This window comes from Palleronia aestuarii, assembly GCF_003253995.1.
Lineage (GTDB): Bacteria > Pseudomonadota > Alphaproteobacteria > Rhodobacterales > Rhodobacteraceae > Palleronia > Palleronia aestuarii.
Genome location: NZ_QKZL01000001.1, coordinates 296,373 through 319,050 on the forward strand (window position 1 = coordinate 296,373; position 22,678 = coordinate 319,050).

Sequence of the window (22,678 nt, forward strand, 5' to 3'; positions counted from 1 at the left end):
AATTTGTTGGCTTCCGCAGCGGCAGGGGGCCGGATGTTCCGGAATCGACCCGTTCGCTGGGTTTGCTGGGTGGAGACTCACACGAACACCCGGCGCGTCGTCGCGCCGGGTGTTCGTTCCGACCGGAAAGAGCGGTCCCGTGCGGGACCAGGATCCTCAGGCGTCGCTGCGACCGCGATCAAGCAGGGAGAGGAGCCCGCGCAGCGGTATCGCGATCCAGTCCGGCCGCATCGCCATCTCGTAGCTTACCTCGTAAGCCGCTTTCTGGATCAGGAAGAGATCGAGCAGGGCACGCTCGAATTCCGGATCCGCGGGATGCAGCGGACTGCCTTCCATCGTCGCCCGATAGGAGGCGAGGAACGTCTCCTGCGTGGCCGTACGCCATGTCTCGATATGGGCGAGCGTGCGATCGGGGTCGCTGCCGAACTCGATGCGGCGGCGATAGGCTGTCCAGAGCGCGTAGTCGAAGCTCCTGAGCATCCCCGCGACGTCCCTCATCGGCGAGGTCCTGGCGGTCCGCTCCGCAAGGGATCGCGCCGGCTCGCCCTCGAAATCGATGATCATCACGTCGGTCTCGACTACGAGGACCTGGCCGAGATGATAATCGCCGTGGATGCGGCTGATGCCGCCCGACGGAGTGCCCTCACGCAGATCGTCGAGCTTCGCCAGAAGCTCGGTTCGCCGCTCGAGGAGTTCCCGCGCGAGCTCCTGGCTTGTCTGCGGGAGGGAGTCGGCATGCGTCTCGAGCTGGTCGAGCGTCCCGGCGACCTCGTCGCGGACAGTGTCTGCGAGTTCGGTCAGGGTGTCGCGGGTCAGCGGCTCCGCGGCGAAGGCGCTGCCCGTTTCCCCGCTGCCCAGGGCGCGGTGCAGTTCGGCGGTGCGACGTCCGAGGACTTCGCCGATATCGACGGGGCCGCCGAGCAGCGGCTGATCTTCCTGTGCCGAGGGATCGGTATCGTGACCGCCCATCCCGCGCCGTTCAAGATCGCGGTCGAGGGCTTCGGTCACGTACGTCCAGGCGTCGCCCTGATTGCGGACGAATTCGAAGGCGGCCGCAAGCGTGGTCGTCGTGCCGTCGTCGCGCGTCCAGTCGATCGTGCCGAGGAGCGCGGGACTGGCGGTGAAGTCCGTCTTTTCGGTGAGGAAGCGCGCCACTTCGATATCTGGCTGCACGCCCTCCTGCAGGCGACGGTAGAGTTTCAGGATGACCTTATCGGAAAAGGCGATCGAGGCATTCGACTGCTCCGCCGACATCAGCCGCGGCTCGCCCGGTTCCGCCAGCATCTCCGTGCTCCTGTCGGTACGGGCAAAGGCGATCCGGCCATCACCGGACTCGATCGTCCGGCCCTCGCGCAGGGCATCGAGAAGCTCGTTTGCCATCGCCTCGTCGACGGTCCCGTCGAGGATCGCGCCGACGCGATTGGCGCGCCGGAGCTTCGCGAGCGTCGCGGGGAGGCGCGACGTGGCGGTCAGCGCATCCTCTCCCCAGACCGCAGCGAGCGGCAGGAAATAGCGCTGGATTCCCCCCGCGACGGTGACGTCGGCCACGGCGAGCAGGTATTGTCCTTCGCCCATCTCGGCGAATTGATGCAGCTCCACCCCTTCGATCTTGGCGTCCTTGGCGGCGAACCAGCGCTGGCGGGGCAGATAATTGGGGAGGGTCTGCGACACGAACTGCGCCGCGGAGCGGTCCGCGAGGGCGCCCGACAATGTGCCGTCGCGCGTCGTGAGCGTAAGGAAATCAGGCAGCGGTTGGGTGCGAGGCGTATGCCATGATGGGGCGACTTCCTCGTCCGCCAGCAGGAACCAGTAAAAGCCATAGCCGGGCAGCGTCAGCAGATAGGGCAGCGAGCCCACGGGCGGAAAGGCCGACTGGCCCGTCATCTCGATCGGCACCCGTCCGGCATAGCCCGAAAGGTCGATTTCCGCGGCCTGCGCCTGGCGCGAGAGATTGGCGACGCAGAGGACGGTCTCGTCGCCGGATTGCCGCAGATAGGCGAGGACCTTGCGGTTGGCGGGATAGAGAAGCTCGATCTCGCCGCGACCGAAGACCTCGTGGCGCTGGCGCACGCCGATCATCCGCTTGATCCAGTTAAGAAGCGAGGTGGAGGAGGATTGCTGCGCCTCCACGTTGATCGCCTGATAGCCGTGGACCGGATCCTGGATCGTCGGGAGATAGAGTTCCTGCGGGAGCGCACGCGAAAAGCCCGCGTTGCGGTCCGCCGTCCATTGCATCGGCGTGCGCACACCGTCGCGATCACCGAGATAGTAATTGTCGCCCATCCCGATCTCGTCGCCGTAATAGATGATCGGCGTTCCGGGCATGGAGAGCAGGAGAGAGTTCAGAAGCTCGATCTTGCGGCGATCGTTCTGGAGCAGCGGCGCAAGGCGGCGGCGGATCCCCATGTTGATCCGCGCGCGCTTGTCCGAGGCATAGAAGTCCCAGAGATAGTCGCGCTCCCGGTCCGTCACCATCTCGAGCGTGAGTTCGTCATGGTTGCGCAGGAAGATCGCCCATTGGCTCTGGTCGGGGATCGCGGGCGTCTGGCGGATGATGTCGGTGATCGGGTAGCGGTCCTCCTGCGCGACCGCCATGTACATCCGCGGCATCAGCGGGAAGTGGAAGCCCATGTGGCACTCGTCCCCGTCCTCCCCGAAATAGGGGCGGGTATCCTCGGGCCACTGGTTCGCCTCCGCGAGCAGCATCTTGCCGTCGTAATGCTTGTCGAGATCGGCGCGGATCGCCTTCAGAACCTCGTGCGTCTCCGGCAGGTTCTCGTTGTTGGTCCCGTCGCGCTCCACGAGATAGGGGATCGCGTCGAGCCTGAGGCCGTCCACGCCCTTGTCGAGCCAGAAATGCATAACATCGAGCACGGCCTCGAGCACGGCGGGGTTGTCGAAGTTGAGGTCGGGCTGGTGGTCGAAGAAGCGGTGCCAGAAGAACTGGCCCGCCACCGGATCCCACGTCCAGTTGCTGTCGTGGGTGTCGTTGAAGATCACCCGCGTCTTGTCCATCCACTTCGTCGGATCGTCCGACCAGACGTAGAAGTCGCGCTCGGGGCTGTCCTTCGGCGCGTTCCGCGCGCGCTGGAACCACTCGTGCTGGTCGGAGGTGTGGTTGATGACGAGCTCGGTGATGACCTTCAGGCCCCGCCGATGGGCTTCCTCCACCAGCGTCTCGAAATCCTCCATCGTGCCGTAGGAGGGGTTGATCGACTTGTATTCGGAGATGTCGTAGCCGTCGTCGCGGAGCGGCGAGGGATAGAAAGGCAGGAGCCAGATCGCGGTCGCGCCCAGTTCCTGGATGTGGTCGAGCCGCTGCATGAGCCCGCGGAAATCGCCCACCCCGTCGCCGTTCGAATCCTGATAGGCCTTGATGTGGAGCTGGTAGATCACCGCGTCCTTGTACCAGTCCGCCTTGGTGATCGTTTCCGAGGCCGTGAGCCCCTTGTCCATCTCGGTCATCAGATCGTCTCTCCGGGCGTCAGTTTCCAGATCGCATAGGGCCGTTCTTCGGGATGGAGGCGCAACGTCTGGAACTTGCCCCACCAGTCGAAGGAATTGCCTTGCAGCATGTCGGTCACCCCGATCGCGGCGTCATCGGGCAGTCCGAACTCCCACAGCGGCACCTCGAACTGGAACTCCGCCGGGTTCAGGGGATCGATGAGCACATGGAACAGCAGGTAGTTCCGCGAGGCGGGGTCGAACCGCGCGTAATAGAGCACGCGATCCTCGAAGGCGTTGAAGAAGCGCAGGTTGCGGAAGTCCCGCATCGCCGGTTCCGTCTGCCGCAGATGGTTGATCATCCGGATGTCGGTCTTGATGTGGCCCGGCGCGTCGAAATCGCGGTGGCGCAGCTCGTATTTCTCGGAATCGAGATATTCCTCGCGTCCGGGAAGCGCCGCGCCTTCGCAGAGCTCGAACCCCGAATACATGCCGTAATTGCCCGCGAGCGTCGCCGCCATGACGAGACGGGTGCGGAACCCGGCACGGCCCGATGTCTGAAGGAAGACCGGATTGATGTCCGGCGTGTTGGTAAAGAAGTTCGGCCGCATGTAGTCGCGGCATTCCTCCGTCGTAAGCTCCGTCAGGTAATCGGTCAGCTCCGACTTCGTGTTGCGCCAGGTGTAGTAGGTATAGCTCTGATTGAAGCCCAGTTTTGCGAGCCGCTTCATCACCTTGGGCCGGGTGAAGGCCTCGCTGAGGAAGATCGCGCCCGGATACTGCGCCCGCACTTCCGCGATGATCCACTCCCAGAACGGGAACGGCTTCGTATGGGGATTGTCGACCCGAAAACTCAGCACGCCGTGTCCGGCCCAGAAGAGGAAGAGGTCGCGCACCGCCTCCCAGAAGGGGGCATTCGGCGTGCCGTTGTCGTTGTAGTAGCGGAAGTTGACGATGTCCTCGTACTTCTTCGGCGGGTTCTCCGCGAACTTGATCGACCCGTCGGGCCGACGCTCGAACCAGTCGGGATGCTCCTCGATCCAGGGATGGTCGGGGGACGCGTTGAGCGCGATGTCGAGCGCGATCTCGAGACCGTGCTCGGATGCCGCCGCAACGAGGGCGTCGAAATCCTCGAGCGTGCCGAGCTCGGGATGGACCGCCATCATCCCGCCCTCGGGCGAGCCGATCGCGTAGGGCGACCCGATATCGCCGGGCTCCGCCTTCAGGGAGTTGTTCTTGCCCTTTCGGTTCGTCGTGCCGATCGGATGGATCGGTGGGAAGTAGAGTACGTCGAAGCCGAGATCCCGGACATAGGGCAGACGCTCGATCACGTCGCGGAAGGTGCCATGTTGCCCTTCCGGCCCGGTGGAGCGGGGAAAGAGCTCGTACCAGGCGGAGAATGCCGCCCGCTCGCGGTCGACCCAGATCGGAACGGGCGCGGAACTCGTCGTGTTCGCCCGGGGACCGATTTCCCCCATCACGACCGCGCTCTCGGTCGCGAGCAGCGTCTCGATTTCACCTGCGCTCGCGGCCTGCCGCAGCGCCTTGAGTTCCGGGGCGCGATCCTTGGGCGCCTTGGTCGCCGCAAGGATCTGGCGTGCCTCCTCGATTTCCACGGTCACGTCCTGCCCGGCATCGACTTTCTTGCGGGTGTCGCGCGCCCAGCTCCCCCAGAGATCGCGCCAGGCGATCACCGAGTAGGAGGAGGGGCCGGCCTGTGCGAAGGCGATTTCCGCGCCCCAGCGGTCGTTGTCGAGATACGCCATGCGCGTTTCGGCGCCATCCGCTCCCCGCACTGCCGCACCGATGACCTCGTGGCCGTCGGAAAAGATGTCCGCCTCCACGGCGAACGGCCAGCCCTCCACGGCTTTCGCCGCAAAACGCCCCGCGTCGATGCGCGGCGATATCGCCTCGATCACCAATCGGCTCTTCGCCAGATCCTTCAGATCTCGTCCGGTGTCATTCTTGCGCGGCGGCATGCCCGGTCCTTTCCCGTCGTCTTGCAACTGCCCATTGTGACGCGGCAACGTGGCCTCCGCCATCTCTGTTCCGCCTTCGGCCCACGGATCGCGCTTCCAAGGGGCGGCAACGCACCGCTGCATGGGCCGTTCACGCGCGATACGACACGGCCCGCTGGCACCCGTACTGCGCGAGGAAAGGTCCGGCAGGCCGCGCAAATCCCACCTTGGAGTTCTGCCTAGGACGTTCTGGCTATGATTTTGGGAACCGACGAAGCGCCGTTCGTTCGAAAGGATGGCCGATCTCGCCGGCATCAAGCGTTCTGGGGAACAAGTATCGTCCGGTCACCCGCTGGCAGACCGACGCGGTTCGCGATTGATTGTCGGCGGAGACCGATTTTCGAACACAGGATTGCTGGGCAGAAAAGCAGTAGTGCCGCGATGGTGACCGACGGCCGCTTCCTTCGATGGCGACATCGGCGCGAATGAACCTAAGCTTTCACGGCGTCCCCCGTGCCGGAGTTCCTCACGATGACACCGACCCTGAAAGCCGCCGTTGGATTGATCGTGGCCGCGGCGCTTGGTGCCGGAGGGCTCTACGGGACGGATTATCTCCTGTCCCGGAGCGGCTCTGCCGAGGCCGAAGAGGATCGCCGCGGGGATCCCACGCCCGTCAGGGTGGCGTCGCCGGACGTCCGGATGGTCGATGACGACGTCGATACGGTCGGGTCGATCAGGCCCATCAGGGCGGTCGATATCGCGCCGTCCGTCTCCGGCCGCGTGACGGAGGTGCCCGTACGCTCCGGCCAGGCGGTCGCGTCCGGCGATGTCCTGATCAGGCTTGACGACAGGGCGGAACGCGCGGCGCTGAGGGACGCGGAGGCGACGCTCTCGGCGGCGCGCCAGGACGTCCTGAGACAGAGGGAATTGTCGAGCGAGGGCACGATCGCGGAGACGCGGCTCGAGACGGCCGAGGCGGCCTACGGACGTGCCGAGGCCGGGGTCATGACCGCGCGGGCGGATCTCGAGGACCGTCTGATCGAGGCGCCCTTTGACGGAATTCTCGGCATCGTCGATCTGGAACCCGGCGCCTTCGTCGAGGCCGGTCTGGTCGTCATGCGGCTGGTCGATGTCAGCCGCGTCGAGGTCGATGCCTCGATCCCGGAAAGGCATTTCGACAAGGCGGCGCCGGGGCAGATCCTGCGGGTCGTCGTGCCGAGCTATCCGGGCCGGACCTTCGAAGGCCGGCTCAGCGTCAGATCGCCAGAGATCGACCGGACTTCGCAGTCCTTCGACATCAGGGCAGTGATCGACAATGCCGACAGGCGGCTGGCCGGTGGAATGTTCGCCGACGCGACACTGGTCCTGGGGTCGTCGGAAGGGCTCGTCGTGCCGGACGATGCGATCATCGGCGAGGGGCTGACGAGCTATGTCTTCGTGGTGGAGGACGGCACCGCCCGGCGTCAGGACGTCCGGATCGGCGCGTCGCTGGGCGAGATGACGGAGATCGTCGAAGGGGTGTCGGCCGAGGATCAGGTGGTCGTCGCCGGTTGGGACGGCCTGTCCGACGGCGCCGAGGTGACCATCGACGGGAATGACGCGGGAGGGGAGCTCGAATGACCCTTCCCGACCTCTGCGTGCGAAGGCCGGTTCTCGCCACGGTCCTGTCGATCCTGATCGTGGTCGCGGGCATCGCGGCGCTCCTTCGGATGCCGGTGCGGGAATTGCCGCAGATCGCCTCCACGCAGGTGGAGGTCTCCGTTCCCTATACCGGCGCCGGCCCCAACGTGGTCGACAGCGAGCTTGCCACGGTGATCGACGGCGCGGTGTCGTCCGTGGCCGGTGTCGACCGAATCTCCACATCCTCGGAACTGGGCGGTCTTCGAACGGTCATCACCTTCCTCCAGGGGCGCGACATCGACCAGGCGGCGGCCGACGTGCGCGCCGCGGTTCAGGCCGTCATCGGCGACCTGCCGGACGAGGCCGAGGAGGTGGAGGTCGAGAAGAACGATTCCGAAGGCAGTCCGATCATGAGGTTGACGCTGACCTCCGAGACAATGTCGGCGCCCGCCCTGACGGACTATGCCGACCGGTTCGTCGTCGACCGGCTCGCGACGCTGGCCGGCGTCGCTCTGGTCTCGCTGAACGGTGACCGCCCCTATGCGATGCGCATTCGCCTGCGGCCCGACGCCATGACTGCGCGTGGCGTGACGCCCGGCGACATTGCCGATGCGCTGGAGGCCAACAATTTGCGTCTGCCCGCCGGTCGGCTCGAAAGCGCGTCGCGCACCTATCTCCTTAGGACGGAAACGCGGCTTGGCGACGTCGCCGAGTTCGAGGACCTCATCGTGGCGCAGACCGATGCAGGGCGGATCACCCTCGGGGACGTGGCCGATGTGGAACTCGGGGTCGAGGACGACGACAGCCTCTTCCGCTCGACCGGAGAGACCGCCATCGGCATGGAGGTGCTGCGTCAATCCGCGGCCAACACGCTCGAGATATCCGACGCGGTCCGGGCCGAGCTCGAGAACGTCCGACGGGATCTCCCGCGGGGGACCGAGATCGAGGTCGTCTCCGACGATGCCGAATACATTCGCGCCTCCATCTACCAGGTGCTCAGCACGCTCGGCATCGCCGTCGTCGTCGTTCTCGCGGTGATCTACCTGTTCCTGACCTCGGTCCGCGCGACGATCATGCCCGCCGTCACCATCCCCGTGGCGCTTCTCGGGGCCTGCGCGGGGATGTGGATCGCGGGCTATTCGGTGAACGTCCTCACCCTTTTCGCCCTGATCCTCGCGATCGGGCTGGTGGTCGACGACGCTATCGTGGTGCTGGAGAACATCGAACGCCGTATCGAGGAGGGCGACCCGCCGCGGCAGGCGGCGATCACCGGGGCGAACCAGGTCTTCTTCGCGGTGGTCTCCACGTCCGCGACCCTCATCGCCGTCTTCGTGCCGCTGTCGTTCCTGCCCGGAGAGATCGGTCGGCTCTTTAGCGAGTTCGGCGTGACGCTCGCCATCGCCGTGGCGCTGTCGACCTTCGTGGCCCTCTCGCTCTGCCCGGTCATCGCGAGCTTCGTGCTGGCGCATGACAAGACGCCGGGCCGTTTCACGAGGCTCGTAAGGGGCGCGACGCGGCGCATCACGAACGCCTACCGGTCCGTGCTGACCCGGGCGATCGGGATGCCCTATGTCGTTCTCGGCATTGCGGCGGCGCTCTCGGGCATGTCCTGGGCGCTCTACCAGCACCTCCCCTCGCAGCTCGTCCCGGAGGCCGATCGAGGGACCTTCTTCGTCTCGATCGAGGGGCCGCCCGGATCGGCCCTCGGGCTGACCGATGCGGCGACGAAGGAGGTGGAGGCGCTTCTCCAGCCCTACGTGGACGAGGGCCTCGTCGAGAATGTCATCTCCATCGTCGGCCGGTACGGCGAAACGGGCCAAGCCTTCGTCGTCGTGAACATGCCCCCGTGGTCCGACCGCGATATCGGTCCTAGGGAACTGATCTCCGAATTGCGGCCACGTTTCGACGCGATCACGCTGGCGGACATCCGCAGCTTCGCGCCCTCGGGCCTCGATGCGGGCAGCGGATCGGGGCTGGAGATCATCGTGACCGCCCCGAGCTTCGACGCGGTCGCCGAGTACTCCGCACAGATGGAGGATCGCCTGCGCGCGAGCGCGGATCTTACCGGCGTGCGACGGTCCTACGCGCCGAACACGCCCGGATACGACATCACCGTCGATCGCGACCTGGCGCGGCAGATCGGCGTCGATGTCCAGGCGATCTCCGATACCGTGAGGTTCTTCCTCGCCTCGGCCGAAGTGACGGATTTCATCGCACAGGACCGGCAGTATCCGGTGATCCTGCAGGCCCCCGACGACCTGCGCGCCTCTCCCGACGATCTGCGCGGGCTGAACGTGCGGACCGGATCCGGCGGCCTCGTGCCGCTCGACGGCCTCGTCGAACTCGAGCGCCGTGCCACGGTGCGGGAGCTGACGCGGTTCAACCGCCAGCCCTCGGTGGAAATCTCCGCCTCCCTGGCCGACGGCGTCGATCTGGGCACGGCCATCGCGGAGGTCGAGCGGATCGCGGCCGAGATGCCGACGGACATGAGCATCGCCTATTCCGGGCAGGCGGAGAGTTACGAGGAAACATCGGGTGGCATCGGCGTGATCTTCGGACTGGCGCTCCTCGTCGTCTTTCTGGTTCTGTCCGCGCAATTCGAAAGCTTCGTGCTGCCCGTCGTGATCCTTCTTTCCGTGCCGCTCGCCGCGGCCGGCGCACTCCTGACGCTGCTGGCACTCGATCAGGCAGTGAACATCTATACCCAGGTCGGGATGATCATGCTGATCGGGCTGACGGCGAAGAATGGCATCCTGATCGTCGAATTCGCCAATCAGCTTCGGGAGCGTGGCCACAAGGTGCGGGAGGCGGTAATCGAGGCGTCCGCCGTGCGGTTGAGGCCGATTCTGATGACGGTCGCCTCCACGATCCTCGGCGCCGTGCCGCTGATCCTGTCGAGCGGCGCGGGGGCGGAAAGCAGGTTCTCCATCGGCATCGTCATCATCGGCGGCTTTCTCGGCGCGTCCCTGATGACCCTGTTCCTCACGCCGGTCCTCTACGATCTCCTTCAGGGCGATCCGGAGGAGGCGCGGGACCCCTCCGATCCGCAGTCCGCGCTCGATGCCGATGGCGCGGTGCCGGGGCCGCAATCGGGTTAGGTAATCGCGACGCCTGACGGGTCCCGGACCGTGCAATCGTCAAAACATTGGAAGTTGGACGAGCCCAGACCGGTCGGGCGCCAGGCCAAGGCGTACCTCAAGACAGGCTACCATGATATAAGTTGCGCCGAGCTCTGCCAGTCTGATCGATAGGATTGCGTTATCTTTGAAGGCCGTGGCCCCGGCGACGTCCATGCGTTCCGATCCGGTGGCGTTCGCGCACGCGCCAATGCGTTGTCGCTAGGAGAACCGACGATGCGCACACCAGGTTCAGATGGAACGTGGGACCGGTGCCAATCACCCAAGGTGCATTTGATTATGGATCTCGTCATATCGGACATCCGCGCGGTCGGATTCACTCCAGCCCCAGCGGTGACGGACCCGTGCTGCCGGTAGCTCACGCCATGGCAGTCGATCGGCACTGTGCCGGCAGATGACGCCTGCGACACCCGCAGGAGTCGCTCGTCGTCATCCGAAAGCGTCGCAACCGGCCCGGATCAGGCAACCCTGCGCAGGAACCGTCGGAGGCGTTCGTCCTGCGGCGCGTCGAGGAGGGCGTCTGGGGGGCCTTCCTCGACGATGCGCCCGCCTTCCATGAAGAGCACGCGGTCGGCGATCTCGCGGGCGAATTGCATCTCGTGGGTGACGATGAGCATCGTCTGACGCTGCTCGGCGACCTGCCGCATGAGATCGAGCACTTCTCCGACCCATTCGGGATCGAGTGCGGAGGTCGGTTCGTCGAAGAGCATGAGATCGGCACCGATCGCCATCGCCCGGCCGATGCCCACGCGCTGCTGCTGCCCGCCCGAGAGCGCGGCAGGGTAGCTTTCCGCCTTATCTGCGAGGCCCGTCTGGCCCAGGACCTCGAGCGCGCGGCGCTCCGCGTCCGACCGCGGATGGCCCTGAACGGTGACGAGCGCTTCCATGATGTTCTCCTTCGCCGTCTTGTTGGCGAAGAGGGCGTAGTTCTGGAACACGAAGGCCGTGGCGCGGCGCAGCGCGAGGATGTCGCGCTTCGAGGCGCGGGCGGCGTCGACGCGCACGTCGCCGATCTCGATGCGGCCCGCTTCCGGTCGGTCGAGGAAATTCAGGCAGCGCAGCAAAGTGGACTTGCCGGTGCCCGAGGGGCCGATGATCACGACGCGTTCGCCATCCGCGATGTCGAGGTCGATCGCGTCGAGGACCGTGGTGTCGCCGAAACGCTTGGTGAGATCGCGGACGGAGATCATCGCGCATATGCCCTGTTGAGGCGGATTTCGAGCTGCTTCTGACCCTGGTTCAGCGTCTCCACGATGATCCAGTAGAGGATCGCGACGACCAGGAACGCCTCGAAATAGAGGAAGCTCCCCGACGCCTCCTTCTGCGTCGCGCCCATCATCTCGGTAACGCCGAGCGTGAAGGCCAGCGAGGTGCCCTTGATCATGTCGATGAAGTAATTGACCAGCGTCGGCGCCGCGATCCGACCGGCCTGTGGCAGAACGATCCGGCGCATCGTCTGCGCTTGCGTCATGCCGATCGATTGCGCGGCCTCCCATTGGGAGCGGTCGACGCCGGTGATCGCGGCCCGGATCGCCTCGGCCATGTAGGCCGAGAAGTGCAGCGTAAGACCCATGATCGCCGCCGTCACCCCGTTGATCTGCGTCAGGAACGCCAGCACCTGGGGCAGTCCGTAATAGAACAGGAAAAGCTGCACGAGGAGCGGCGTGCCGCGAAAGAAGCTGATGAAGAGGACCACCAGCCAGTCGAGCCCCGGCACGCGGATCACCCGCTCGACCGCGAGGAGCGAGGCGAGGACCAGCGCGCAGACCATGGCCACAACCGCCATGAAGAGCGTCAGCGGGACGTAGCTCAGGATGACGGGTACCAGCCCCAGCATGTAATCAAGGTCGAGCCCCCGCATCGGTCAGATCACTCCGTTGCAGATGTGGTGATGTCGCTGCCGAACCATTTCTGCGAGATCTCCCGCAGGGTGCCATCGTCCTTGAGCGCGGTGAGCGCGGTATCCACCCGGTCCCGCATGACATGGCCGTCCTCGTCGTCGCGGAATGGAAGGGCGTTCTCGATCTCCGAGAACGGCTCACCGGCGAGTTGCAGGGGCAGGGGGCTTTCCTTGATCACCTGCGCAGAGGAGACGCGGTCCATCACGAAGGCATCGACGCGACCAAGCGCGGTATCCTGCTCGATATTGGATTCGTAGGTCCGGATGTCGATTTCGTCCGCGAAGGGAAGGTCGCGTAAGAGTTGCTCGAAGTTCGAGCCAAGGTTCACCGCCACCGTCTTGCCGCGCAGATCCTCCACGCCCCCGATCTCTTCGTTGCCATCCTTCGTGACCACCTGCGCGCCGTCGAAGACGTAGGGCTGCGTGAAGGCGAAGGCCGCCTCGCGCTCCGGCGTGATGGTGATCTGGTTGGCGATCGTGTCGATGCGGCCCGCTTCGAGCGCCCCGACGAGGCCCGAGAAGGACATGGTCTCGAATGCGATGTCGAGGCCGGCTTCCTCGCCCACCGCGTTCATCACGTCGACCTCGAAACCTTGCAGCTCGTCCTGTCGCACGAAGGTGAAGGGAAAGTATCCGCCCGACATTCCGACACGCAGGACATCATCGTCCTGTGCGATGGCCGCGCCGGATAGGCCTGCCGCCGCGATTGCAGCGGCAACGATCGTTCTCAGCATGAAATCAGTCCTCGGTGTTTGAGCTCACACGTGCCGTTCGCTCACCGGGAGTTCAATGTACGCAGGCGAAATAGGTTCGATGTTCCGGGTGACGATAAGACGGCCGAAACATTGTCCTCCCTTGCGACAATGGTGAAGATACCCGTTCTGCGCTGTACGGTCCCACGTGAAGTCTCGACCGTGACCTGCGCATATCGGTTCGTCGGGCACCGTTTCCGTGCATCGGGTCATCCCGGTTCCCGACGCGGACCGACGATTGGGAATTCGAATGGAGGGACGGCGAATGGGACACGTATCGTATCAGGACCTGGAGGACGTCATTGCGGAGGCCTTCGAACGGGCGGGAATGCAAGCCGACAAGGCCCGAACCAGCGCCCGCGTCCATGCTGAGTCGAGCCGGGACGGTATCTCGTCGCACGGCTTGAACCGGGTTCCGCGCTTCGTCGAATACCTCGGCAAGGGCTGGGTGACACCCGAGGCCGAGCCCGTCTCGGTGCGCCAGATCGGGCCGATCGAGGTTCTGGACGGGCAGCAGGGCCCCGGTATCCTGAATGCCCTCCATGCCACGGACAGGGCCATGGAACTGGCCGCGAAGCACGGGATCGGGCTGATCGCCATGCGCAACACGACGCATTGGATGCGGGGCGGGTCCTACGGCTGGCGGGCCGCGGAGCGTGGCAAGATCCTCATCGCCTGGACGAACACCGAATCCTGCATGCCGGCCTGGGGCGGCACGGATACGCGTGTGGGCAACAATCCCCTGGTGATGGCGGTGCCGCGTCCCGATGGGCCGTTGGTGCTGGACATGGCGATGTCGCAATATTCGTACGGCAAGCTGCAGACCACGCGGCTCGCGGGTGACGAACTGCCCTATCCCGGCGGCTTCGACGCGGAGGGACGACTGACCTCCGATCCCGGCGCGATCGAGGCGACGCGGCGCATTCTGCCGACCGGATACTGGAAGGGTTCCGGTCTCGCGATCCTGCTCGACGTGCTGGCCGCGGCGCTGTCGGAAGGGCTGGCGACGCATCAGATCGACGAGGTGGACCGGGGAAGTTCCACCGGATGCTCGCAGATCTTCATCTCCTTCGATCCCGAGAGGCTCGGCACCGCAGAGCATGTCCAGGAAATCGTCGACGGAATGGCCGCATTCGTGAACGGCTCCACGCCCGCGTCGCCTGGCCGCGGAGTGACCTATCCGGGCCAGAATACCATGCGGACACGGGAGGATCAGCTTGCGAATGGCGTCCGCGTGGACGACGACATCTGGGCGGAAGTCCAGGGGCTGGCGGGTCGAATGAGCAGCTGACCGGAGGCGCCATACCGCGACGAGAGCCCGTCGGTCTTCCCGCTCACTGCGAGAAACGCCACGACTGCTGGGCGCGTCGGGGAGCGCCTTGCATCACAGGGCGCTGATCGCTCGTTCCGACCACCCGATCGTTGCGCGCCCATCGGCCTGGGGGTTGCCGATCGTCACGAGGAATTCGGATGAGTTCGGGCGGGGGCGGAGGCCCGTGATACGGAAACGGGAGATGACGGGGTACCGTCGTCTCGATCTTGCCCCGTCCTCCCCTCCGACGATTTTGCAATTGCCGAGATGGTCGGGATCGATCGTCCCCGACCGCGACGACTAGAGCGAGGACGCCTTCTTCACCACGGCGCCGTCCTTCATGATGAGCGGCATGTGCGCTCCCTGTCCCGTCAGGAGATCGAGATCGGCAAGCGGATTGCCGTCCACGGCGACGATATCGGCAAAGGCGCCCGGCGCGATGGTTCCGATCTGCCCCTCCATCCGAAGCACGCGCGCCGCGTCGACCGTCGCCGAGCGGATGACGGCGTCCGCGGGCAGGAAGCGGCCGCGCAGCGGGAATTCGCCCGATTGCTCGGCCTGCATCCCCCCGAGCAGGTCCGAGCCGTATCCCATGAGGACACCCGCCGCGTGCATTTTCTCCAGCCGTTCGAGCCCGGCCTCCCGCACGTCCTCGATCTTCGCCACGGATTCCGGCTGCAGGCCGAACTCCGCTCCGGACCTCGCGAGGACGTCGTAGGTGATGTTGGTCGGCACAACGGGAATGCCCTTCCTCGCCACCCGGGCGATCGTCGCGTCCGACATGAGGTTGCCGTGCTCGATGCACTCGAAACCGCAATCGAGCGCCCGCACGATCGCCTCGTCGGCATAGAGATGGCCGGAAGCGTAAGTGCCGAAGCCGCGGGCGATCTCAACCATCGCCTTGAGTTCCTCGACGGAGAAGACGAGGTAGCCGACCGGATCGGACGGCGAGGACACGCCGCCATCGGCCATCGCCTTCACGAACTGAGCGCCGTTCTTCAGTTCCTCACGCACCGCGCGCTGCACCTCTGGCACGCCGTCGCATATCCGACCCATCGAGCCCAGGCTCTGGGCATACCAGCCGACGTCGCGGCTGTCGTAAGGGCCGCGATAATCGGTGTGCCCGCCGCTCTGCGACAGGGCCTTTCCACAGATCACCAGGCGGGGTCCGAGGAATGCTCCTTCTTCCACGGCGATCTGCAATCCGCGATCTGCGCCTCCGAGATCGCGAACGGTGGTGAACCCGCGCATGAGCATGTCGCGCATCAGGAGACTGCTGCGTGCCGCGACCAGCGAGGATGGAAGCGCCGCGTTCAGCCCCAGATTGGCGGTCGTCGCGATGACATGGACATGACAATCGATGAGGCCTGGCATCACCGTCAACCCGTCCATATCCAGCACGTCGGCCTCCGCGATGCCGGCATCCGGTCCGACATCGCGGATCCGCCCGTCCTCGATCACGATGGTGACCGGATCGGTCGGCTCCGGGGCGGTTCCGTCCACGATGCGGGCATTTTTCAACAATGTGACGGGCATATCGTCTGTCCTTCTTCGCGAGCCCGCTCCGGCCCCGCTCTGCTTCGTTCGCGACGGTGGCGCGGAACCTGCCGATTGTCGAGCGCGCACCCCGCGGGCCCGTGGCGTTTTTCGTTCGACGGCACGACGGCCGGGGCTATAAGGCGGACATGACAAACGATTTCATCTCGGCCCTGGCGCTGGGCGACGATCAGCCGGACGCGACGTTCGCGGGCCTCCAGTCTCTCGCGGCGAATATAGTGGGGTTTCGGCTCTTCACCCTCCTGAAGGTCGATACCGAGGCGCGTCTCGTCCGGCGGATCCATAGCAACGAGCCGGACGCCTATCCCACCTCGGGAACCAAGCCGATCCTCGACAACGACTGGACGGCGCGGGTTCTCGATCATGGCGAGACGGCGGTGATGAACGATGCGGCCGAGGTCGCCGAAGTGTTCTCGGACCACGAGCTGATCGCCTCACTCGGCTGCGCGTCCTGCATCAACGTGCCGGTCGTGGTCGGGGGCCGGGTTCTCGGTCTCGTCAACTGCCTTCACGAGGCGGGGCATTACACGCCCGAACGCGTTCGCGCGAGCGAGGAATTGAAGCTTCCGGGGGCGGCGGCGTTCCTTTTCGAGGCGTTGAGATCCTGATCGTCGCCGCGGCCGGATTGGAGTTGCCAAGCCCGAGGCGCTGTTAGAGGCTCGGGCGGGGAACTCTCTCACGACATGACGATGGCGCGGCCATGAAAACTGAACTGCTGAAGGTCCGTGACGTCGCGCGCAGCTTCTACGGGGTTCACGCCCTCAATGGGGCCGGTTTCGATGTCCGCGCCGGCAGCATCACGGGATTGATCGGTCCCAACGGGGCCGGTAAGACCACGATGTTCAACTGCATCTCCGGCGTCATTCCTCCGGAATCGGGCAGGATCGAATTCGACGGGACAGATATCACGGGCTGGTCGCCCGACGCGATCAGCCGCCGGGGTCTCGTTCGTACCTTCCAGATCGCGCGCGGCTTTCCAAAACTGACGGTGCTCGAGACGCTTCTGCTGCATGGCGACGACCAGCCCGGCGAGCGCCTCGGCATCGCGCTTCTGCGGCCGGGCCGGGCGCGCGAGCGCGAGCAGGAGCTGACGGATCGCGCACATGACATCGCGAGGCGATTGAAGCTCGATCACGTGATCGGCAATCTGTCCGCCGATCTGTCGGGCGGTCAGAAGAAGCTCCTCGAGATCGGCCGCGCGCTCATGGGGCGTCCCAAGCTCGTGCTGCTCGACGAGCCGGTGGCCGGCGTGAACCCGAGCCTCGGGCGTGATATCGCGGACCGTATCCGCGAACTCGCGGGGCCGGATCTGAGCTTTCTCGTGGTCGAGCACGACATGGAGATCGTGGCCCAGCTTTGCGACCGCGTCATCGTCATGGCGGCGGGCAGGCATCTGACCGAGGGGACGTTCGACGAGATCATGCAGGACCGGACGGTGCAGGACGCCTATCTGGGACGCACCGCATGAGCCTTTTCGAGGCGCGCGATGTCGTCGCGGGCTACAGCCCCACCGACATGATCCTGAAGGGCGTGACGGTGACCGCGGCGGTTGGCGAGATCGTCGCGATCATCGGCCCGAACGGCGCGGGCAAGTCCACCCTCCTGAAATCCGCGGCCGGACAGGTCCACGTCGCCAAGGGCGATATCTCGATCGACGGGCGCAAGATCACTGGCCTGCGCCCGCGTGACGTCGCCGCGGCGGGCGTGGCCTACGTGCCGCAGGAGCAGAACGTCTTCACGACGATGACCGTGCGGGAGAACCTAGAGATCGGCGGCTATGTCGATGCCGCGGGCAGTCGCGACCGGATCGACGCCGCGCTCCGACGCTTTCCCGTTCTGGGTGAAAAGGCCCGCGACGCGGCACGGACCCTGTCGGGCGGGCAGCGACAGCTCCTCGCGATGGCCATTGCGATGATGGTCGCGCCGCGGGTCCTGCTTCTCGACGAGCCGTCGGCGGGATTGTCGCCGGTGGCCGCGCGGGACATGTTCGCGACCATTCGCGAGATCGCGGATGGCGGCGTGGCCGTGGTCCTCGTGGAGCAGAACGCCCTCGATGCGCTCGATCTCGCGGACCGCGCCTACATCCTTGCCGCGGGACAGAACCATACCGAAGGGACGGGGGCCGATCTGGCCGCCGATCCCGATATCCGCCGCACCTTCCTGGGCGGCCGCCAAACGGGAGACCAGCGATGATTGGCACTTGCAGACCGACCCGCCGCGCCGCGCTTGCGGGGCTTGCCGCCGCGCTCGCCGCGCCTTCGATCGTCCGCGCGCAGGAGGGGGCCATCCGGTTCGGGACGCTCACGCCGCTGACCGGCACCGGCGGCACCTACGGACCGGCCATGCGTGATGCCGTCATCGGCGCGGTGAGGGCGGTGAACGCGAATGGCGGCCTGCTCGGTCGTCAGATCCAGATCGTCTCCGAGGATACGCAGACATCGCCCGAAGCCGCGGTGCGGGCCGCGCGCAAGCTCATCGATGTCGACGGGGTCGCGGCGATCATGGGCACGTGGGCCTCTTCGGTGACGACCGCCGTCGCGCCGTTATGCTGGGAGAGCAAAACGATGCTCTTCACCGTCTCGGGCGCGGACAGCATCACCCAGCTTCCCCACCAAGGCTTCATCGCGAGGACCCAACCGAACTCACAGTTGCAGATCGAGGTCGCGAGCCGGTTCATGGTCGATCAGGGCGGGACCTCCTTCGCGTGGATCGGACCGCAGACGCCCTTCGCCCAGAGTTCGATCGACATCCTCACCGCGGTCGCGGCGGAGGCCGGCATCGAGGTCGAGAGCCTGATCTACGAGGCGGAGAAGAGCACGTATCGCTCCGAGGTCGACACGATCCTGCGCAGCGATCCCGATTTCATCCAGCTTGGCGGTTACGCGGCCGACAGCACGGTTTTGCTGCGCGATCTCTGGCAGGCGGGCTACGAGGGCATGATCATCGGCCCGGCCTACGCGGTCAACGATTCCGTCGTCGAGGCTTTGCCGGCCGAGGTGCTGGAGGGCGTCTTCACCTGGGAAGGCGCGCCCGCCATCGACAGCGAAGCCTATGCCAACGTGCAGCAAATCCTCGGCGTCGAGACCGTGGACCCATATTCGGCCCAGACCTACGATCATGCCAACCTCGCCATGCTCGCCATCGGCAAGGCGGGAGCGTCATCGGGGCAGGCGATCCACGACCACCTGCGCGAGATCAGCCAGGGCAGCGGCCAGGCCACGGGAAGCGCCGTGAGCGGACTGGGCGTCCTGCCCGGCGACGTAAACTACGACGGGGCGAGCGGACCCTGCGATTTCGACGAAATCGGCGACATCACCGGCACTCAGTTCCTCTTCAAGCGTTTCGAGAACGGCGCACCGGTGGAGTTCGAGCGGGTCTGATGCTCGATATCCTGCCGCAACTCCTGGTCAACGGGATCATCACCGGCACCCTGCTGGCGATCCCGGCGATCGGTTTCACCGCAATCTTCGCCGTGCTGCGGTTCCCGAATTTCGCCGTCGCCTCTCATGCGACGATCGGTGCGTTCGCGGGTTACGCGGCGAATGTCTGGTTGGGTCTGCCGGCAGAGCTGTCGCTCGTCGCGGCGTTCCTCGTCGCGGGCCTCGTGGGCGTCGTCTCGGACGAGATCGCGTTGCGGCCGCTCCGTCCCTACGGGGCGCTGACGACGGCGATCGCGTCGATCGCGCTGACGATCGTGCTCGAGAACGTCGTCCGGCTGATCTTCGGGAACGGTTTGCGGGGCTACGATCTACCGCTGGTGCGGGACTGGCGGGTCTGGGACATCCGGATCGGCCCGCAGCAGATCGAGAACTTCGCTCTCGCGCTGATCCTGATGGCCGTCGTCTTCGCCGCCCTCCGCTTCAGCCGGATCGGCAAGGCGATGCGGGCCGTGGCCGACAATCCCGCTCTGGCCGAATTGAAGGGGATCGACCCGGTCCGCATCGGGCGCCTGACCGCGTTCTTCGGCATGGGCCTCGTCGGCGCGGGCGGCATGCTCCTGGGGCTCGGCACCTCGATCGATCCGCTAACCGGATTCCGCTTCATCCTGCCGATCTTCGCCGCCGCGGTCGTGGGCGGGCTCGGTTCGATCCCCGGCGCGGCGCTCGGCGCGATGGTGGTCGGCCTTGGCGAGGAGGTCGCGCTCCTGGTTCTTTCGCCCGCCTACAAGAGCGCCGTGGGCTTCATGGCCATCGTCCTCGTCCTCACCTTCCGGCCCCGCGGGCTTCTGGGCGAAAGGGCCTATTGATGCTAAGCTATCTCCTGGCCACGCTGACCTTTGCGGGCATCTACGGAATGCTGGCCCTGGGTCTGAACGTGATCTGGGGCATGACCGGGATGATCAATCTCGGATTGGCCGGATATTTCGCCGTCGGTGCCTATGCCTCGGCCCTTCTGACCACCGCGGCGGGCCTACCCATCCTGGTGGGGGCCGCGATCGGCATCGCGGCGGCCGCAGTCACCGGCGCACTGACCGCGCGGCTGACGTTGAAACTGCGCGGTGACTATCTTGCCATCGTGACGCTGGGCTTCGGCGAACTGATCCGCCTGATCGCCGCGAACGAGATATGGCTAACAAATGGCTCGGATGGGATTCCCGGCATCCCCGGACCGTTCCGGAGTTCGCTCTCCCCGCTCGAATTCAATGCACTCTTCGCCGCCATCACGGTCTTCGCCGTCGCGTTCTGCTGGGCCCTGACCGAGCGCCTGCGCCGTAGTCCGTACGGGCGCGCCCTGCGCGCGATCCGGGAGGACGAGACGGCCGCCGCCGTGGCCGGCAAGAAGGTGGGCGCGATGAAGGTCCAGGCCTTCGCGCTGGGCGCGGCGCTTCTGGGCCTCGCGGGCGTCCTCTACGCGCATTTCACCAGCTACATCGCGCCCGACGTGTTCCGCCCCTTGCTGACGATCTACATCTTCCTGTCGCTCACCGCGGGCGGCACGGGCAATCCGACAGGTGCGGTGCTGGGCGCCGTCATCGTGGTGGTGATCCTGGAAGGCAGCCGCTTCGCCGAGGCGATCCTGCCCGCGATGTCCGGTGCCGGTGCCGCCGCCCTGCGCGAAATCACCATCGGCGTCCTGCTTATCGTGATCATGCGACTGCGTCCCGAGGGATTGCTGGCGGAGCGCCCGCCGAAACCGCTCGGTGCCACGCGATGAACCGGACGGCGCGCGTTCCCGTCACCATCCTCACCGGCTTTCTGGGTGCCGGCAAGACGACGCTGCTGCAGCGTATCCTGGCCGATCCGCAGGGCATGCGCATCGGTGTCCTCGTCAACGATTTCGGCGCGATCAACGTCGACGCCGATCTCATTGCCGAGAGCACCGGCGAAAGCGTTTCCTTGCAGAACGGGTGCGTCTGCTGCAGCATCCGCGACGACATGATCGGGGCGATCGCCGGGCTCCTGGATCGCGAGCCCGCGCCGGACCGGATCGTGATCGAGGCGAGCGGCGTGTCGCGGCCGCTGCCGATCGCCGACGCGCTCGACGACGATGCCCTTTCGGATCGCACGGCGCTCGACGGTATCTTCTGCCTGATCGACGGCGAAGGGTTCGGGAGCCTCGACTTCGCGGCGACCGAACTCGCGATCGAGCAGGCGGCGGGTTCGGACGTCGTGCTGCTGAACAAGACCGATATCGCATCCGAGGCCGCGCTCGCGGCGATCGAGGCGACCCTTGCGGGGCCGATCCCACGATTGCGGCTGATCCGCACGATCGAGGGCGACCTGCCGCGCGCCCTACTTTTCGACACGGCCTTCGACCGAACCGACCGACCTTCGGGGCATGCCGCTCATCACCATGACCATGGCGCCCACCATGACCATGACCACGAGTTCTCGACATGGTCCTGGTCGCACGAGGGTACCGTCGATATGTCCCGCCTCCGCAGCGCCATGCGACGCCTTCCCCACGATGTGCTGCGCGTGAAGGGTATCCTACGCGCGCCGATGGGTGGACGGATCGTCCTGCAGGGGGTCGGCAAGCGTATCCGCATTACGCCGGAGGCCGACGCGGCCTTGCCGGCGCGGAGCAGCGTCGTCGCGATCGGTCGGCCGGGAACTCTCGAGGAGAACTGGCTCTCCGACCTCCTGGGCCCCTGCGGAGTCGACGCCTAGCCGCGGAACGATTGTCGTGTCATCAATCCCGCGACGACGGTCAGACCCAGCGTCGTCGCCATCAGGATGAAGGCTAGGGCGGCGGCGAGCGGCCAGTTGTTCAGTTGGAACTGGTTGTAGACCATCGGCGCCATCATCCGGAATTGCGGGCCTCCGAGCAGGACCGGCGTCGCATAGGCGTTCATCGCCAGGATGAAGCATAGGATCGTACCGGCCGCGATTCCCGGCAAGGCCAGTGGCCAGAGCACGCGACGAAACATCGTCCATGGCGGCGCGCCGAGGCTGAACGCCGCCTCTTCGAGGTTGCGGTCGATGCCTTCGAGAACGCTCTGCAAAGTCAGGACCATGTAGGGCAGGTTCACCGCGATGATGCCGATGATGACCGCCGTCTCGGTGAACATGATCTCGGTGGGCCCGTCGCGCAGCCCGAGATCCATCAGCGTGACACTCAGCAGCCCGCGGCTGCCGAAAAACGTCATCCATCCCGCGGCCCGAACGGCGTTTCCGACGAAGAGCGGAATGACGATGCCGATGATCATCAGGTTCTTCATCCGCGATCCCGTCCGAGCCAGCAGATAGGCCAGAGGGAAGCCCAGCACGATGCAGACCGCGGTGCAGACGAACGACACCCGCAAAGTGGTGAAGAAGACGCCGAGATAGAACGGATCGCTGAAGAACGCGATGTAGTTCGCGGGCGAGAACGCCTCGATCATCAGGAGCCGCGGGTCGTAGAGATTGAGACTGTAGCGCGCCAGGAAGAGCATCGGCGCCAGTATCCCGATCGCGACAAGCAGGGTGGCCGGTCCGATCAGTGTGGACGCGCTGAACAGCGTAGAGGGCCGGTCGGCCCGGCCGCCTGCACCCGCGTCGCTCACCGGGGCGCGCGCT

Annotated in this window: 17 protein-coding genes; 10 read left to right on the plus strand and 7 right to left on the minus strand. The window is 65.8% G+C overall.

Translation table 11 applies throughout. The annotated features are described in order from the left end of the window. Positions 1-156 precede the first annotated feature (156 nt). Together treS and LX81_RS01530 are read right to left on the minus strand one after the other, a co-directional pair. Positions 157-3,465, minus strand: coding sequence for a maltose alpha-D-glucosyltransferase (gene treS / locus LX81_RS01525; RefSeq protein WP_111535512.1), 3,309 nt, complete (start codon positions 3,463-3,465; stop codon positions 157-159). Then, positions 3,465-5,423, minus strand: coding sequence for an alpha-1,4-glucan--maltose-1-phosphate maltosyltransferase (locus LX81_RS01530; protein ID WP_111535513.1), 1,959 nt, complete (start codon positions 5,421-5,423; stop codon positions 3,465-3,467). The genes treS and LX81_RS01530 overlap by 1 nt, the downstream gene beginning before the upstream one ends. A 510-nt stretch (positions 5,424-5,933) precedes the next feature. On the opposite strand from LX81_RS01530, the gene LX81_RS01535 reads away from it, so the two are divergent. Next, positions 5,934-7,022, plus strand: a complete 1,089-nt coding sequence (locus tag LX81_RS01535) for an efflux RND transporter periplasmic adaptor subunit (protein ID WP_146259377.1) — start codon at positions 5,934-5,936, stop codon at positions 7,020-7,022. After that, the gene (locus LX81_RS01540) at positions 7,019-10,120 is read left to right on the plus strand and encodes an efflux RND transporter permease subunit (RefSeq protein WP_111535515.1); all 3,102 of its coding nucleotides are present in this window, start codon (positions 7,019-7,021) and stop codon (positions 10,118-10,120) included. The genes LX81_RS01535 and LX81_RS01540 overlap by 4 nt, the downstream gene beginning before the upstream one ends. A 497-nt stretch (positions 10,121-10,617) precedes the next feature. Here the strand turns inward: LX81_RS01540 and LX81_RS01545 are convergent, their stop codons facing one another. From LX81_RS01545 to LX81_RS01555, 3 genes are read right to left on the minus strand one after another with little or no spacing between them, the layout of a single operon-like run. Then, complete coding sequence (locus LX81_RS01545; protein WP_111535516.1) at positions 10,618-11,349, minus strand: amino acid ABC transporter ATP-binding protein; 732 nt, start codon at positions 11,347-11,349, stop codon at positions 10,618-10,620. Beyond that, on the minus strand, positions 11,346-12,020 hold the full coding sequence (locus tag LX81_RS01550; protein ID WP_111535517.1) for an amino acid ABC transporter permease: 675 nt from the start codon (positions 12,018-12,020) through the stop codon (positions 11,346-11,348). The genes LX81_RS01545 and LX81_RS01550 overlap by 4 nt, the downstream gene beginning before the upstream one ends. A gap of 8 nt (positions 12,021-12,028) precedes the next feature. Further along, positions 12,029-12,793, minus strand: a complete 765-nt coding sequence (locus tag LX81_RS01555; protein ID WP_111535518.1) for an amino acid ABC transporter substrate-binding protein — start codon at positions 12,791-12,793, stop codon at positions 12,029-12,031. Between the two features lie 283 nt (positions 12,794-13,076). Here LX81_RS01555 and yiaK point away from each other — a divergent pair, with 283 nt between their 5' ends. Further along, complete coding sequence (gene yiaK, locus LX81_RS01560) at positions 13,077-14,102, plus strand: 3-dehydro-L-gulonate 2-dehydrogenase (protein WP_111535519.1); 1,026 nt, start codon at positions 13,077-13,079, stop codon at positions 14,100-14,102. A gap of 321 nt (positions 14,103-14,423) precedes the next feature. Here the strand turns inward: yiaK and LX81_RS01565 are convergent, their stop codons facing one another. Continuing rightward, complete coding sequence (locus tag LX81_RS01565; protein WP_111535520.1) at positions 14,424-15,659, minus strand: metal-dependent hydrolase family protein; 1,236 nt, start codon at positions 15,657-15,659, stop codon at positions 14,424-14,426. 149 nt (positions 15,660-15,808) lie between these two features. On the opposite strand from LX81_RS01565, the gene LX81_RS01570 reads away from it, so the two are divergent. From LX81_RS01570 to LX81_RS01600, 7 genes are all read left to right on the plus strand, one after another. Continuing rightward, positions 15,809-16,288 (plus strand): GAF domain-containing protein, encoded by a 480-nt coding sequence (locus tag LX81_RS01570; RefSeq protein ID WP_111535646.1) that lies wholly within the window; start codon positions 15,809-15,811, stop codon positions 16,286-16,288. A 92-nt stretch (positions 16,289-16,380) separates the two neighbouring features. Next, positions 16,381-17,148: an ABC transporter ATP-binding protein gene (locus tag LX81_RS01575; protein ID WP_111535521.1), complete on the plus strand. Its 768-nt coding sequence runs from the start codon at positions 16,381-16,383 to the stop codon at positions 17,146-17,148. Beyond that, positions 17,145-17,873 carry an ABC transporter ATP-binding protein gene (locus LX81_RS01580; RefSeq protein ID WP_111535522.1) on the plus strand — a complete coding sequence of 243 codons (729 nt, stop codon included), beginning with the start codon at positions 17,145-17,147 and terminating at the stop codon, positions 17,871-17,873. Before LX81_RS01575 ends, LX81_RS01580 begins: the two co-directional genes overlap by 4 nt. Continuing rightward, on the plus strand, positions 17,870-19,060 hold the full coding sequence (locus LX81_RS01585; RefSeq protein WP_111535523.1) for an ABC transporter substrate-binding protein: 1,191 nt from the start codon (positions 17,870-17,872) through the stop codon (positions 19,058-19,060). Before LX81_RS01580 ends, LX81_RS01585 begins: the two co-directional genes overlap by 4 nt. After that, positions 19,060-19,926: a branched-chain amino acid ABC transporter permease gene (locus tag LX81_RS01590; protein WP_111535524.1), complete on the plus strand. Its 867-nt coding sequence runs from the start codon at positions 19,060-19,062 to the stop codon at positions 19,924-19,926. Before LX81_RS01585 ends, LX81_RS01590 begins: the two co-directional genes overlap by 1 nt. Continuing rightward, complete coding sequence (locus LX81_RS01595; protein ID WP_111535525.1) at positions 19,926-20,834, plus strand: branched-chain amino acid ABC transporter permease; 909 nt, start codon at positions 19,926-19,928, stop codon at positions 20,832-20,834. The genes LX81_RS01590 and LX81_RS01595 overlap by 1 nt, the downstream gene beginning before the upstream one ends. After that, positions 20,831-21,790: a CobW family GTP-binding protein gene (locus LX81_RS01600; RefSeq protein ID WP_111535526.1), complete on the plus strand. Its 960-nt coding sequence runs from the start codon at positions 20,831-20,833 to the stop codon at positions 21,788-21,790. The genes LX81_RS01595 and LX81_RS01600 overlap by 4 nt, the downstream gene beginning before the upstream one ends. On the opposite strand, the gene LX81_RS01605 is transcribed toward LX81_RS01600, so the two are convergent. After that, entirely contained in the window at positions 21,787-22,665 is an 879-nt protein-coding gene (locus LX81_RS01605; RefSeq protein ID WP_234822447.1) for an ABC transporter permease, read from the minus strand. The two genes, LX81_RS01600 and LX81_RS01605, sit on opposite strands and share 4 nt — an antisense overlap. Positions 22,666-22,678: the final 13 nt, after the last annotated feature.